Annotated in this window: 16 protein-coding genes; 9 read left to right on the top strand and 7 right to left on the bottom strand. The window is 61.9% G+C overall.

The genetic code is table 11. The features are described 5' to 3' along the window. Positions 1 to 171 precede the first annotated feature (171 nt). From sS8_RS20565 to trxA, 4 genes are all read left to right on the top strand, one after another. A complete protein-coding gene (locus tag sS8_RS20565) occupies positions 172 to 1,539 on the top strand; it encodes an APC family permease (RefSeq protein ID WP_119631397.1) in 1,368 nt (455 codons plus the stop codon). Between the two features lie 411 nt (positions 1,540 to 1,950). Further along, positions 1,951 to 2,262 (top strand): Rieske (2Fe-2S) protein, encoded by a 312-nt coding sequence (locus sS8_RS20570; RefSeq protein WP_119631398.1) that lies wholly within the window; start codon positions 1,951 to 1,953, stop codon positions 2,260 to 2,262. Positions 2,263 to 2,334: 72 nt separating this feature from the next. Beyond that, a complete protein-coding gene (locus tag sS8_RS20575; RefSeq protein ID WP_119631399.1) occupies positions 2,335 to 2,643 on the top strand; it encodes a hypothetical protein in 309 nt (102 codons plus the stop codon). A 45-nt stretch (positions 2,644 to 2,688) separates the two neighbouring features. Continuing rightward, positions 2,689 to 3,066, top strand: a complete 378-nt coding sequence (trxA, locus tag sS8_RS20580) for a thioredoxin (protein WP_119631400.1) — start codon at positions 2,689 to 2,691, stop codon at positions 3,064 to 3,066. 451 nt (positions 3,067 to 3,517) lie between these two features. Here trxA and sS8_RS20585 read toward each other — a convergent pair whose 3' ends face one another. The 4 genes from sS8_RS20585 to sS8_RS20600 all read right to left on the bottom strand — a co-directional run bounded on the left by sS8_RS20585 (position 3,518) and on the right by sS8_RS20600 (position 5,951). After that, the gene (locus tag sS8_RS20585; protein ID WP_119631401.1) at positions 3,518 to 3,826 is read right to left on the bottom strand and encodes a hypothetical protein; all 309 of its coding nucleotides are present in this window, start codon (positions 3,824 to 3,826) and stop codon (positions 3,518 to 3,520) included. A gap of 398 nt (positions 3,827 to 4,224) precedes the next feature. Further along, a complete protein-coding gene (locus sS8_RS20590) occupies positions 4,225 to 4,749 on the bottom strand; it encodes a hypothetical protein (RefSeq protein WP_119631402.1) in 525 nt (174 codons plus the stop codon). A 41-nt stretch (positions 4,750 to 4,790) separates the two neighbouring features. Further along, a complete protein-coding gene (locus sS8_RS20595) occupies positions 4,791 to 5,114 on the bottom strand; it encodes a hypothetical protein (RefSeq protein ID WP_197716589.1) in 324 nt (107 codons plus the stop codon). 75 nt (positions 5,115 to 5,189) lie between these two features. Next, complete coding sequence (locus sS8_RS20600; protein ID WP_119631404.1) at positions 5,190 to 5,951, bottom strand: dienelactone hydrolase family protein; 762 nt, start codon at positions 5,949 to 5,951, stop codon at positions 5,190 to 5,192. Positions 5,952 to 6,362: 411 nt separating this feature from the next. On the opposite strand from sS8_RS20600, the gene sS8_RS20610 reads away from it, so the two are divergent. Then, a complete protein-coding gene (locus sS8_RS20610; RefSeq protein ID WP_119631406.1) occupies positions 6,363 to 6,977 on the top strand; it encodes a hypothetical protein in 615 nt (204 codons plus the stop codon). 261 nt (positions 6,978 to 7,238) lie between these two features. Here sS8_RS20610 and sS8_RS20615 read toward each other — a convergent pair whose 3' ends face one another. From sS8_RS20615 to sS8_RS20625, 3 genes are all read right to left on the bottom strand, one after another. Next, positions 7,239 to 7,703 (bottom strand): hypothetical protein, encoded by a 465-nt coding sequence (locus tag sS8_RS20615; protein WP_119631407.1) that lies wholly within the window; start codon positions 7,701 to 7,703, stop codon positions 7,239 to 7,241. A gap of 214 nt (positions 7,704 to 7,917) precedes the next feature. Beyond that, a complete protein-coding gene (locus tag sS8_RS20620) occupies positions 7,918 to 8,253 on the bottom strand; it encodes a hypothetical protein (protein ID WP_119631408.1) in 336 nt (111 codons plus the stop codon). Positions 8,254 to 8,478: 225 nt separating this feature from the next. Then, the gene (locus tag sS8_RS20625; protein ID WP_197716590.1) at positions 8,479 to 8,928 is read right to left on the bottom strand and encodes a response regulator transcription factor; all 450 of its coding nucleotides are present in this window, start codon (positions 8,926 to 8,928) and stop codon (positions 8,479 to 8,481) included. Positions 8,929 to 9,581: 653 nt separating this feature from the next. On the opposite strand from sS8_RS20625, the gene sS8_RS20630 reads away from it, so the two are divergent. The 4 genes from sS8_RS20630 to sS8_RS20645 all read left to right on the top strand — a co-directional run bounded on the left by sS8_RS20630 (position 9,582) and on the right by sS8_RS20645 (position 14,325). Next, the gene (locus tag sS8_RS20630; protein WP_119631410.1) at positions 9,582 to 11,906 is read left to right on the top strand and encodes a phage tail sheath family protein; all 2,325 of its coding nucleotides are present in this window, start codon (positions 9,582 to 9,584) and stop codon (positions 11,904 to 11,906) included. A 30-nt stretch (positions 11,907 to 11,936) separates the two neighbouring features. Next, positions 11,937 to 12,440 (top strand): phage tail protein, encoded by a 504-nt coding sequence (locus sS8_RS20635; protein WP_119631411.1) that lies wholly within the window; start codon positions 11,937 to 11,939, stop codon positions 12,438 to 12,440. Positions 12,441 to 12,592: 152 nt separating this feature from the next. Beyond that, on the top strand, positions 12,593 to 13,399 hold the full coding sequence (locus sS8_RS20640) for a hypothetical protein (protein ID WP_119631412.1): 807 nt from the start codon (positions 12,593 to 12,595) through the stop codon (positions 13,397 to 13,399). After that, the gene (locus sS8_RS20645; protein WP_145986633.1) at positions 13,396 to 14,325 is read left to right on the top strand and encodes a hypothetical protein; all 930 of its coding nucleotides are present in this window, start codon (positions 13,396 to 13,398) and stop codon (positions 14,323 to 14,325) included. The genes sS8_RS20640 and sS8_RS20645 overlap by 4 nt, the downstream gene beginning before the upstream one ends. The last annotated feature ends 3 nt before the right edge of the window (positions 14,326 to 14,328 follow it).

Here is a 14,328-nt window from a genome sequence, read left to right on the forward strand (position 1 = left end):
AGGGATGCCCCGGCGCGGCGACAAGCCGCGTGAGCCCAGGCCGGGCGTGTACCGGCTTGGGCGGCGGCCCGTCAATACCAGGAGGGTATTTACGGGCCTGATTAATAGCAATAATCGGATGGCGGCTATGGTAAAACAAGTTTCCGCGACTCCCCGTGGCGAGGCGATGAAATGAGCGAGACCCATCGGCTCGGGGTTCAGAACCGGTCGCCTCTGAAGCGGGCGATCGGGCCCGGGCTACTCTTCTTCCTGGTGCTTGGCGACGTCATCGGTACCGGTATCTACGCGCTCATCGGCAGCGTCGCCGGGCACATCGGGGGCGCGCTGTGGCTGCCGTTTCTCGTGGCATTCGGCGTCGCTTTCCTGACCGCGTTCAGCTACCTGGAGCTGGTCGGCAAGTATCCGCGTGCAGCCGGCGCCGCATTGTACACCCAGCGGGCATTTCGGATGCCATTCCTGACTTTCCTGGTCGCCTTCGCGGTGATGAGTTCGGGTATCACGGCCGCCGCGGCGGCGGCCCGCGCCTTCGCGGCCACCTACCTGCAGCCGTTCGTCGCCTGGCCGGTGCTGCCGGTGGCGGTCGGATTTCTCATCGTCCTCGGCCTGGTCAATTTCCGCGGGGTGGCCGAGTCGGTCTGGATCAACATGGTGCTTACGGGGGTCGAGCTATCGGGCCTTCTGATCGTCATCGCCATCGGAGCGTACGCGGCGGCCGGCGGCCAGGGCGAGCCGGGCCGGCTCCTGGAGTTCGCCAGCGACGGCCGAAGCGTGCTGCTCTCGGTCACGGCCGCCACTTCACTGGCTTTCTTTGCCATGGTCGGATTCGAGGATGCGGTGAACATGGCCGAAGAATGCCGCGATCCGGCACGGATCTTCCCGCGCTCGCTGTTGTCGGGCCTGGCGGCCGCAGCCGTGATTTACGGGCTCGTGACAGTCGCCGCTTCACTGCTGGTTCCGGCCGAGCTGCTTTCGGCCGCGGGGTCCGATGCCTTGCTGAAGGTGGTCGCCACCGGCGCGCCGGAGTTTCCGCTGAAGCTGTTCGCCGGTATCGGCCTGCTTGCCGTGATCAACTCCGCCCTGATCAATATGCTGATGGCCAGCCGCCTTTTGTACGGCATGGCGAACGAGCGGATTCTGCCGCCGCTGTTCGGTACCGTACACCCGTCCCGCCGCACGCCCTGGGTATCGATTCTGTGCACCACGGCGATCGCGGTAGTGCTGGTCGTGGCGGCCGGTGAGGACGCCGTGAGAAAGCTGGGGAGCACCACGGCCCTGCTGTTGCTGTGCGTCTTCACCGGAGTCAATATCGCCTGTCTGGTGCTGCGCCGCGAGCGCGTCGAACATGCGCATTTCCGGGCGCCGCCCGGAACGCCCGTGCTGGGCGCGATTCTTTGCGCTTATCTGGCTCTTCCAGGGTTGTCCGGTCGTCCTGCCGGCGACTACGAGATCGCACTCGCTCTGCTGGGCGTCGGGGTCGTGTTGTGGGGAGTCAACCGCTGGTGGAGCGGCCGGCCGAAACCGATCCGGAATCGATCATGATCGATCCGGCGGGGCGACCAGCCGGGTGAGCTAATGATCAGGATTCGGCAATCCGTTGCCTGTTTCAGATCACACCAACGCGGTTTGTCGCATTTGTTGGATTCCGGACATAGGCTGGAAAGGTCGATCATTTTGAAATCACGGGGAAATTTCGGCCGTAAACCGATGGCATGTTTATCGCTTGAAACATGAGTATGTGGTAACAAGCCTCGCTTTCGTGCAAGGAAACCGGTGCCGGACGCATCATGGCCCGACCGCCCGAGCCTTGGTTTCGAAAATTCAGAGCGGCTGCCGGATTGGTTTGCGGGCGTGGGCTAAAGTCATTTGCAATCAATTCTTACGTACGAACCAAAACTGCTGTGATCCTTTTCATCCAACCCCGGTCTGGTTCGAATTATCCGGAGACGCTTTATGGCCTTTGAAGACGTTTGTAAACAAAACCTGATTGCCGAGGGGGAGGTGGTGCCCTGCAAGGTGGGTGACAAAGAGATCGTCATTATGTGGGCGGATGGCGGGGAGCCGAAAGCTTATGAGGCCCGTTGCCCGCATGAAGGCGTTTCCCTGGGTCAGGGCGATTTCAACGGCAGAATTCTTTATTGCATCGCCCACGGATGGGTGTTCGACGGGCGCTGCGGCAAGTCTCTGCAGCCGGCCGGATGGCAGATGAAGGAATATCCCATGCGCGTACAGAACGGAATAGTGCAGGTTGACATCACCGGCTAGCCCGCCTCCCGGTCCCGACGTACAACGAATCCCGTTCGGCGAAACGGCCGAGCCGCGACAGGAGTATCTCCCATGTCTTTCGATATGAAACTTGATTGGTCCGAAGCCGATGTTGCCAAGCTGCTGGCTTCGGTGGAAGATGACCGCGATTGGCGCTTGGAAGTCGACAAAAACGGCATCGTGAGTCTGAAGGACAAAACCAGCAATCCGACCGACACCGCCTACGACCAGGAGCTGCACTGCTTTTTCGAACTCTGGCAGCAGGGCACCGATTTCGTAGGCCCTTCGGCCGCCGGCGACAAGCAACTGGTGGCCACCATCGCCAACGCCTTGCGCAAGAACTATCCGGTCTTGGCCCAAGGCCAGTTTGTGTATATCTGAACCCTTGGGTTCCTCTTTTCCTTAAACAACCCCGGTATTTGAATCATGGCCGTCATCGAAGTCACCGACGACACCTTCCAGCAGGTGATCGACGAAAATCCCATCGTCATTCTGGATTTCTGGGCAACCTGGTGCGGCCCATGCCGTGCTTTTGCGCCCGTTTTCGAAGCCGCCTCCGAAAAACATGCCGATGTGTTATTCGGCAAGATCGATACCGATCAACAGCAGCAACTTTCGCGAGGGTTCGACATCCGCTCGGTGCCGACGCTCATGGTGTTGCGGGACAAGATCATGGTGGTCCGGGAATCCGGCGCCTTACCCGCCAGTTCGCTGGAAAAGGTCATCGAGCATGTTCGCGGTCTCGATATGGACAAGATTCGCGCGGAACTCGAGGCCAGGGACAAGGCTTCGACTCCGGCCTGAGCCGGCTGGCCGGGTTTTGCCGGAAGCGACCGGCGAGAAACGCCGGTCCGCGTCGGCGGCCGTTTTCCCCGATAGTGCTCACCCGAAAATTCGGGCGGGTGCGGCGCGCGCTGCTCCAAGCCGGCAAACGCCGTGCGGATTGTCCGCGCGCCGTAACCCACCGGTTTCGTGATCTTGCCCGATGGATTCGTCGGCTTCCGCCAAGCGCGTTATTCCATTCGACGTAGGATGGGTAGAGCGAAGCGAAACCCATCGATGGCGGATTAGCCCTTCGACGGAGCTCAGGACAGGCCTTTCGTCTCCGCGTAACCCACAGACCCTTCGACTTGGCTCGGGACAGGTCCGAAGTTGCTCGGTGGGTTAGGCCTGGCGGCCTAACCCACCCTACAAAAAACTAAAACTTGACTGAAAGCGAATTGGAGTTAGGCCGGAAAAGCGAGATGAAAGCGCTCTACGCCGCTTTCTCCCGCCAGGGGACCATCTGGGCGATCATCTGCAATACGGTGAACCCATGAGTCGCGATGTCGATGGCGAGAAGAAAAACATCGGGATTCTGCGTGGTTCCGGCCAGCTCATCCGCGCGCATCACGGCCTCCAGTTCGATCCGGCCGGCGACGAGAATGTCCTTGAAAACCTGGGCATCGGGATTGTCGTCGCCGAGCTGTCCGATCAGGGCTTCCGCCCGTTCCTTAAACCAGTCGGGAATACTGACTTCAGCCCATTCGGGGCCGCTGAAAAACGATCTGAGGTTTATAGCCATAACAAAAAATCTCCAAGATTCCGGAGTAATGTGCCTCCCGCGTTAGACGAGCGGCGCAATACGCCTTCATTGCCTTATCCAACTGCCGGGTCGATACCGCACAGAGTAAAGTATTCCCCGGCTACCCATGGTGTCGCGCCAGTAGTTCTTCAAAGCGGCGTGCGGATGCGAACGGCTGAGACGCGACAGAAACAGACTCTCGCCCGAAAATTCGTGGCTTCCTTTAATGAAGGAAGCTTTGATTAAGTCTCCAATTCGGAGAAGCAACCTGCGCAACGGATTGATCCAACAGGCCCTCACCCCACCCTCTCCCAGCGGGAGAGGGCTTAGTTGGGGCTTCCTTAAGCAAAACCTGGAAGCTTTACGGTGATCGCGCGGCTTAAAAGGCCAGCGGTCCGTCAGCCCGATAACGCATATTTCATGGCATCGGATACCACCAGGTGGGCGCTTTGCAGCATTTCGACGACCACCCGGTGTGCACAGGGCCGGATCGCTTCGCGAATTTTCTCTATTGCCTCCGGCGGAGCGGCTTCACCGGGGCCGCCCAATTGCAGCGCGCCGAGTTCCGGTGCCAGCGTTTCGACGTAACGGCGAAAATCCTCGAACGCGCCATCCTTGGTCACATAAAGGGCGCCGCGCGCGTACCAGCCGGTGACCCAGTCGACCGAGAGCGACTCCAGGTCCTTGTGCAGATCGTCCAGCTCCTCTTTGGCATCGGCTTTCCGCCCGGCCTCGTGTTCCGGAACCGGGTCGGTTTCCACCAGCCGCTTCGCGTCCAGAAGCCAGGTCGTCGTCGGCATGCGGTCGACGATTTTCCTGAACAGCAGGACCGCATCGTTGACCAACAGGCCTTGCTCGGTGGCTTCCCTGATTTTGGCCTCGCGCTGATCGGTATCTTCTGCTGAAAGTTCGGTCGCACTCATCGTGTTTCGTCTCCGATGTTATCAAGAGGCGCTCCCGACGCTCAGAATTCCTCATCCCTCGCGTATTCGGCGAGCGCTTTCTCGACGATCTCGCGGCAGCGCAACAGGCGTTCGTACTCCGCCTTGTCCACCTGAACCAACTCCCCCGGCGGGGATGAATCCTCGGGTGGCGCGACAACTTGGGCCGCTTCGAACAAAGCTCTTTCCAGCTGGAAGATGCGTTCGCTCGCGCGTTCCAGGTAGGGCACCGGATTGGCCCTGATATTGGCTTCGTGCAGGGCGTCCAGGCACAAAAGCTCTCCGAAGCGTCTTATTGTCTGGCGTGTCTTCTTGCCGAAATCGCGCTCGATGACCGTCATAACCACACCGTTTCCAAATTAAGCATCGAGCCATCCCGGCACGCTCAGGATGCCGGGAGCGGCTCTCGTCTCATGTTGTCCTTAATCCATCGGCGGCCCCAGGTCGTCCGAAGCCGGCTTTTTCTTCTTTTCGACCTTGGTCGCGGCATAGGCGCCTTGGTTTTTCAGGGTAACGGGCGGGGGGCCTTGCAGGTTGTGGGAAATCAGCGTGAAAGTGCGCTCGAAGGCCTTCTGCGCCGCTGCGGCGTCGTAAGTATCCCGTTCTTCACAGGCGAATCCGTGTCCCGCCGGGTAATCGAATACGCTGACATCCGGTCTGGCGGCGCGGAAATGAACGATTTGCTCGTAGGGAATATAGGTGTCACGGGAGCCGAAATGCAGCAGCGTCGGAATTCTCCGCCTTCCGTACAAGTCGTGGGCGACTCCGCAGGGATAATAGCCGCTGACGCAAGTCAGCCCTTTCACCATATTGGCCGCATGGTAGGCGAGATAGCCGCCCCAGTCGTAGCCGACTATGGCCACCTTGCCGGCGCTTCCGGCGGTTTCGACCACCGCCTGGATATCGGCGATGGCATTGTTCAGTCCCACCTGATTCACCAGTTCCAGGCCCTCGGCGACGCCGGCGTCGTCATAGCCCAGCTCGACGTTCTTCTTCACCCGGTCGAACAGGCATGGCGCAATCGCCAGATAACCGTTCGCCGCAAATGTGTCGGTCAGCTTCCGAATGTACGGGTTGACACCGAATACCTCCTGAAGTACTACTACCGCCCCCTTGGGAGCGTCCGCCGGCTCGGCCCGATAAGCGGAAAACACGTGGCCGTCGGCTGCAGAAATCTCGATCATTGCACACTCCGCAATTTGTCAAATCACATCGATACCGTCCCAAGACCTGCTCAACGAGCCGTAGCTGAGGAGTCGATGTCCGAATAGTCACTCGTTCTCCTGGCCGCGGGTCGTTTCAGGCCGTTTCGATTAGGTAAGCAGTAGTCGCGCCAAACCTTGGCTGAAGGACGAGAGGCCGACGTGCGCGGCCGGTTCGGGAGCGGGGCCGAGAGGCGGTTTCGCCGCCGAAAGAAGGAAAAATGCGGCGTTCCGGGTGAATGGGGGCAGGGATTCTCCGGAGCGGGTGGGCTTGACGAGTTTTGCGAAGTCCGTCCGCGATGCTAAATCCCACACGAATAACCTTGTAATTTAGTCGACAATTCGCCAAACTTGTGGCGGCTTTGTCCGAACATAACTCTCTGTATCAAAACCATGATTGACGAAGAGCAAGCGCGCGCCGCCCTGGCGGCCAATCCTCTGCCGCCGAACCCGTGGGTGCAGGCCACCGACGACGGCATCATCATCAAGGCCGGCTACAGCGATACGCTGCACCGAATGTTGCGCTGGGTTCCGAAGGTGCAATGGGTTCCCGAGAAGCGCCACTGGAAGGTGCCCCTGGCCGGCGCCGAACTGATTCGTTCCGTATTGCCCGAAATCTCGCGACTGGCCGAGGCCACCCACGAGGCGTTCGGCGTGTCCGCGCCGCCTCCCCGGAACGCGACGATACCCGAGGCTCCGCAGCTTTCGGAAGAGGAGCCCGCCAAGCGCATATTCGACCCCGACGCCTCCGAGCGCGACCTGTTTCGAAATGCGGCGCGGTTTCTGTTCGGCACCGACTGGCAGCGCGACACCGCCCGGGCCCTGGGCCGCGATGAAGCCGCGCTGGCCTGCTGGCTGGTGGGCGAAGACGTGGTGGAGGACGATCCCCGGGTTCTGCTGAACGAGATGCTGGATCTGATGCGCCGGCGCGCCGCTGCCATTACCGCCGCGGCGGAACAACTGGCGGAAGCGATCGAGAGGAAAAAAACGACCGCTCCCGGCGCTTGACCGCCGAAGACTGGGCGGCCGCCGGTTTTCCACTCCAGAGCGTTTCATCTCGCTCGAAAGGCAAAACAGGCTTGAAGGAAGTCGCCGGTGTCTTCGGGGAGGGAGAAATGATTCGAGCATTTGTAGGTCGGCAATCCTTTGCCGACGAACCGGTTGGCCCAACGGCACCGTCGGCAAAGGATTGCCGACCTACGTACCGTACTCGTGTTCCACACGACTTTAGGGCATGTACTGAGCTCCGTGCCGGCTCGGTTTCCGCGGCTAGCCGGGCTGCATTTCGTCGGCATTGGCGACGAATTCGATGCGGGTGATGGCCTCGAATACTTCGTTGGGAATCGTGTGCTCGTACTGGTTTTCGTACCAGTTGCGGCAATACGGCAGGAAAACCCTTCCCTGCTGGATTTCGTGCAAAACCTTGTCCCCCTGGTAGAGCGCGTATGCGACGCCGGTGTTGTCGCCGACGCTGCTCCAATCGTCGCCGAAGACTTCGAACTGGACGAACAGCTTGGAGAACTGGCGGCCCCCCTCGGTCGTCTTGACCGCCGTGATGCGGATATTCTGGTAGCGCCGGGCGACGGCGCCGGTGTCCAGGGTTTGGAGGAACTCCTGCAATTTGCCTTTTTTCACCTGCGTCGTCTCGTCGACGGGAACGCCGAGAGCGTTGAGTCCGGTAGGTTTGGCGGATGCCAGGTCGATCGAAGCGATATGTTTTGTTAATGCAGCCATGATTTTGCCTTTAATGTGTCCGTGCGCATTCTCGCCCCCTCATTCAAGGAAGCTCTGATTAAGTCTCCAATTCGGAGAAGCGACCTGTGAAACGGGTTGATCCAACAGGCCCTCACCCATCCCTCTCCCAGAGGGAGAGGGTTTGTTCAGAGCTTCCTTAAGGCGTGCGCAAACAAACGGGTTGAATGAATGTACCCGGCCCGAACCGTTCCGGTCAGGGGGTTGCGACGCTCCCCGGAACCAGGGCGTGAACTCTCGTCCATCCCCGCGGTACCGGGTTGCGCTCGAAGAATTCGGGGTCCGCTTCGAAGGTTCGCCGCGGTCGCTCGCTGAACACGCCACCAATGTCGCACAGCGGAATGACGCGATCCTGGGGCGATTCACCTTTGACGCAAACTATTCCCCGCACCACCACGACCCCCGCTTCCGGGTTCCCCCGAGCGATGATGTCGTGTGGCCGAAACCGAAAGATCATACTGCCGTCGTTGAGCATCACCTGGGTGGATAGCCCATCGTCGATTAATCGAATCAATGAATTAATGTTTTTCATCGCCTTTTTACATCGTTCAGCCGGACTCGGCCGGCCAACGAATCATGCTAGCGGTTGAGCTCGGGCCGGATGGCTTATTATTACCCGCATTTTTCATTGGGGGTTAGCTCCCGATGGTGTCTATTGCGCTTCTGTCAAGTAGCGCTGTGTTTCCGAATAAGGCTTGGGGCGCCGCGCGCCCGGCGGGGCCGCAGCTGAGCGGATGTAGCGCACAAGCCGTAAGGATCACTGCACGGGATGCCCGCACCCGTCCCGTCTGATCAGGGACGCGCAGCGAGAGGCCATCGCCGCTCGGGTTTCCACGCCCAGTTTCATGTATATCCGGCGCAGATAAGTCGCCACCGTCCACTCGCTGATATTGAGCAGGCGCGCTACTCGTTTGTTGGCGCAGCCCATGGCGACCAGCGCGGCGATTTGCAGTTCACGGGCCGTCAGTAGTTCGGTGAGGGAGCGTATCTCTTCGATCGATTCGCTGGCGACTTGGATGATGGAGCACTGTTGACCGTTCAGGTCGAAGCGGCAAAGTACGTTATTTTTCGACTGTTCCGTATCGGAGACGGCATCGGTCCGGATCTTGGTGATCCAGTACCAATTGTCGCCCACCCGGAATTCTCCGACGATGTCGGCGGAAGCGATGGTGCATGGCGCCGGCATAGAATGCCTGTCGTTCTTCATGGGCTATCCCCTTGTTCTTTGTGCCGGTTCTTTATGCCGGCTCGATGGAGCAATAAAGCCGGCGTCCCTGCCGAGTCCCCAACCGGGGGCGCGCATCGCTTTTCTCCCTGGCTACGCCCGAATGATCCGCGCGAACCCGGTTCCCGGTCAATGCTTCCCGTCTTCGAAATCGAGCGATCAGTGCCGATGCGCCCGCTTTCCCGGAACAAGCAAGTTTCATAAATAACAGCTCCTGTCAAGTCACGCAAACGAGCTACCCAAATCGAGCGACTGGCGGACATCGCGCTTCAGCCGTAAAAGACGGATCAAGTCTTGAAAAGGAATTCATTTTTGTAGGGTGGGTCAGGCCGCAAAGCCGTAATCCATCGGGCAACCTCGGACCTGTCCTGAGCCCAGTCGAAGGACAGTCCCGCCGTCGATGGGATTCACTCTACCCATCCTACGATGAATGTTCACTTGAATGCCGAATGGAATTACGGCGGAGCCGGGCGGTCCGGGAACCAGGATTCCGACAGCGCCTCCTTCATTTTCGCCGGCATACGCCGTTTTTTGTGTAGATAGCAGCGGTATGTTCCGAATGCGCCGTCGACGCGTTCGGGCCATCCGGCCTCAAAGATCATCCAGCAAGGTTTTGCTTCAGGCAGGAGTAGGCGATGGTTCAGGTCAGTTATCCGGGCGTATACATTCAGGAAATCCCTTCCGGTTTCCGTGCCATTTCCGGCGTTTCCACCTCGATCGCGGCTTTCGTGGGCATGGCCAAACGCGGGCCCTTGCGAGAGCCCATCCGCGTTCTCGGCTTCAAGGATTACGAGCGGGTATTCTCGGCCGACACCTCGCAAGGCGAGATGACCGACCAGGTCCGGCAGTTTTTCATCAATGGCGGCGAGCAGGCCTTCGTCGTACGCATTGCGGACGCCGCCGCCCAGGAAGCGACCGCCGATTTGCGGAACGAGAGCGGTTCAATCGTACTCACGCTGGAATCGCGGGACGCCGGGCTGGACGCCAACCAGATCCGTGCGCGCGTGGACTACAACACGGCGAGTCCCGAGCGAACCTTCAATCTGACCGTGTTCCGCGAGACTTTTGGCGCCGACGGAAGGCCGATGATTTCTGCTCTGGAGACGCACAAGGACCTTGGCATGGACCCCGACGGGCCGCGCTTTGCGCCAATCGTCATCGATCAGCAGTCCCAACTGGTGCGCCATACCACGGACCCGGCGGTCGCCGCTACAAACCTCGCCAACGTCAACGCCGCCGCCACCTTGAACGCATTCTCCGTCTCCGCCGCCCTGTTTGCCGATGAGGCCGCGGTCGAAGCCGCGGTGACCGCCGCCATCGGCGGCGCGGCCAGCGGACGCTTCCGGATCAAGGTCGGTGACGCGCCCTGGCTGACGGTGGAGTTGGACAGCGCAGGGTTCGCCTTCGCGGACATCGCCGGCCGCATCAATGCCATGCTGGCCACTCACACCCCAGTGCAGGTCACCACGCCCACGCCCGCGAACTCTCCCTTGAGGATAGAGGCGGATACGCCCGGCCATGATGTTCTCATCGAACGTTCGCCCCAGCTCGACATCGCCCAGGCGCTGGGCTTGGGCGTCGCGCAGGGCGGGATCGAGGTGGGAAGTTTCGCGGCGGCGCGCCCCGTGCCGTCGTCCCTGGTCTCCGTACTGGACGGGGCCGGCGCCGGAGATCTGGCGGCGCTGCTCGCGCTCGGCGGCGCGGCCAAGGCGAGTCTGGACAATGTCGGCGTCGCGACGGTGAGGCCGTTTACGGTCGCTCAGGCGGACATCGCCTATCCGGCAGCCGCCGGCAACCTGAACCAGGGGACCAACACCGGGCTTTCGCTGCGAAACATCCGGGAAAATCTCCAGGCCATCGCCAATGCGCTGTCCGCGGAAAGCGACGATTGGCGGGCGGAGGTCCATGGACACCGGCTGGTGCTGATACCCGCGTTCGGCGATTCGAGCAGCGGGGTCGGCGCCGCGTTTACCTCTCAGACTCCGAACCTGGGCGGGGCGAACCAGATTTTCGACGGGATCACGGGGGGGCGTGCAGCGGTAGCCTTGGGGGGCGGTTCGGATGGCGGCGTTCCGGCAGCGCCGGATTATGACGCCGCCTACCGGCAGCTCGATGAGAAGGTGGACCTGTTCAACCTGCTGGTTCTGCCCAAGAGCACCGACGATACCGGAGACCCGAGCATACGCTCGACCTTGTGGGGAGCGGCCAGCGCGTTCTGCCAGAAAAAACGCGCATTCCTTATCGCCGACCTCGAGCCGGCGCAGCAGACCCCCGACGGCGTGTTGCAGTCCTTGCAGGACCTGCGGACCGGCGTGGTGAAAGATCACATGGCGGTTTGGTGGCCGCAGGTGACCGTCAGTTCCAACGGGACGCGAAAGAACATCGACCCCAGCGGCTCCATCGCCGGCCTGATGTCGCGCATCGACGGCAGCCGCGGCGTGTGGAAGGCGCCGGCCGGACTCGAGGCCGATATCCGCGGCGTCCTGGGCGCCCGGGTGCCGATGTCGGACGAGCAGAACGGCTTGATCAATCCGGAAGCCATCAACGCCGTGCGGGCATTCCCGGCGGGCGTGGTGAGCTGGGGCGCCCGCACGCTGGACGGATTCGATAACTCGGGCAATACGGACTACCGTTACGTGCCGGTCCGCCGCTTCGCGCTTTTCATCGAGGAGAGCCTGGTGCGCGGCTTGCGCTTCGCGATCTTCGAACCGAACGACGAACCTTTGTGGGCGCAGATTCGCCTTGCCGGCGGCGCCTTCATGAACGGTCTGTTCCGCAAAGGCGCTTTTGCCGGCCGGACCTCGCGGGAGGCTTATTTCGTCAAGGCGGATGCCGAGACCACGACGCCTCAGGACCAGGCGCTCGGCGTCGTCAATGTTTTGGTCGGATTTGCACCGCTGCGGCCGGCCGAGTTCATCGTCATCACGCTACAGCAGCTCGCTGGACAGGTTCAGGTCTAGATCCGCCGAAACACTCGAGAGGTAACCGTTATGGCCCAATTTACCAAGAACAGCCGCGTCAATCCCTACAAGAACTTCAAGTTTCTGCTGTTCTTCGAGGGACGCCAGGATCCCGTGGCGGGGATCAGCAAAGTCAGTCCGCTCAAGCGGACGACCGAGGTCGTGAGCCACCGCGACGGCGGAGATCTCAGCACGCCGCGCCACTCCCCCGGAGCCTCCAAGTTCGAACCGATCACCTTCGAGCGGGGTGTGACCCACGATCCGGATTTCGAGGAATGGGCCAACCTGGTCTACAGCACCGAAGGCGATGCGGCGGTATCGCTGGCCGGATACAAGCGCAACCTGCTGCTCAAGGTGCTCAACCTGCAGGGCGTGCCGGTCAAGGCCTACCGCATCTTCCGCTGCTGGGTTTCCGAATACACGTCCCTGCCGGAACTCGACGCCAATGCCAATGCCACGATGATAGAGACGATCGTGGTACAGAACGAGGGCCACGAGCGCGACCCGGATGTCGTCGAGCCGGTAGAAACTTAAGGAAGCTCCGAAAAGCCCTTTCCCTCCGGGAGACTTGATCGGAGCTTCCGTAAGGGTCGGGGGAGGGGCCATAAGCCCGAAAAAGCACAGGCGGCGGCAGAGACCGGTGTCGTTCGGGAACTGCGGTCCGCCCCACAAGAATAAGTTGAGTCATGATCCAGGTGGATTTGCGCACGCATTGCAGAACGGATCGCGAGTCGCCGCGCCAGGTGTATCTGCGGGAGCTTTCCGGGAACGACGAGTTGAGCGATGCCTCGACCACGGAACTGATCGATCGGCTGCTGATCGATTTGCCGGGTGCGGCGGTGCGGGCGGGAGAGGCGTGCAAGCTGAGCCTGGCCGAGACCGACCGGATACTGGCGGCGATTTTTCGCAGTCTTTACGGAGACGAAGTCGAGTGCCATGTCCGCTGTGAAGCCTGCGGCGCTTTCTACGAGTCGAGTTTTACGCTCACCGATCTTTGGCGCGTGGTGACCGAAACCGGCCCGGAGGACGACGAGCTGCTGGAACGACTCGAAGGACCGGACGGGCAGGGCGCGTACCGTTTGGACGGCTCGTGCTTCCGGCTGCCGACCGGCGAAGACCTGGCCGAGGTGGCCGTATTCGATCCGGAAGCCAGGGCGGTGGCGCTGCGCGCCCGCTGTGTGCTGGAGGACGACGGCCGTCACCCGGAGGAAACCCTGGACCGAGTCATGGCGCTGGCGGGACCGACCCTGGATACGGATCTCGATGGCCTGTGTCCCTTGTGCGGCGCCGAGCAATCGGTTCCGTTCCGCCTGGACCGGTTTCTATTCGCCGCGCTGCGCCGGGAAAGGACCTTGCTGACGCGCGAAGTGCACGAACTGGCGCGCGCCTACCGCTGGTCGCGGCGAGAGATTCTCGAGATGCCCCGCCGCGAGCGTCGGCAGCATGCGGGACTGGTGCTGGCGGAAACCGCCGCGGCCGGGAGGTGGCCATGAGATATCTGATGAGAGCCGCCCAGCGGCTGTCGACTGCGCCAACGCCGACATTGCGGCCGGCGATGCCGAGCCGCTCGCCGGTCGCCGAAGCGGACCAGCGGTTCAACCTCGATGCCTTCGCCGCGCACTTCGATATGCCGGCGGCCGGGGCAGGGACCGCACCGGAGTTCGAGGAAAGCGAGCCCGAGGCGTTCGGCGATCCCGAGCCGATTCGCGGCGAGCGGCGCGCGGCGGAGACGCCGATGCGCGCAGGTGCGGAGCCCGGTGTTCCGGCTTTCGGGTCGAAGCGGCAAATCGGGCAGGCTCCGGCCTCGTCGGAAACCATCCGCGGCGTTCCGGCACAGGCCTCGCCGCCGTCCGCGGGGCGCTCGGTGCAAGCGCAGAAACCCGCCATGACGCGCGAGTCCGGATTCCCGTTCGCTCCGCAGAAGCCGGCCATCCCGCCCGGTCGACCCGGCAAGCCCGGGCCGCGCGGTCGTCGCGTGAACGCACTGTTCGAAGCGGAGACGCCGGAAACTCGCGATTTCCAGCCGCATCCCTCGGCATCGCAAGCCGCGCATCCGGCGACACGGGGACGGACGGCGGAGCACGAGCGGAGCGCGGACCCCGTGATGGATGCCTTGCATCGGGCGATGTCGTGGATCGACGGACAACCGCGGCGCTCCCGGACGGAAGATCCGGGGGAGAGTCGCGATCCCTACGCGCCGAGATGGCAAGCCCGGCAGAACGAGCTTGCGCCGGCGCGGCCGGCCGGGGAGCCGGCGCGTAACAGCCGGTCCGTCACCCATCTCGAGATCGGCAAGATCGAGGTGGAGATCGTGCCGCCGGCGAAACCCGTCCAGCACGCGACGACGCCCCGCACCGGGCCGGGGGCCGCGTCCTCGGGCAGTGCGTCCCGACGAACTTTTGGATGGAGGCAACGTTAGCCC

Origin of the sequence: Methylocaldum marinum (genome assembly GCF_003584645.1) — a bacterium.
Lineage (GTDB): Bacteria > Pseudomonadota > Gammaproteobacteria > Methylococcales > Methylococcaceae > Methylocaldum > Methylocaldum marinum.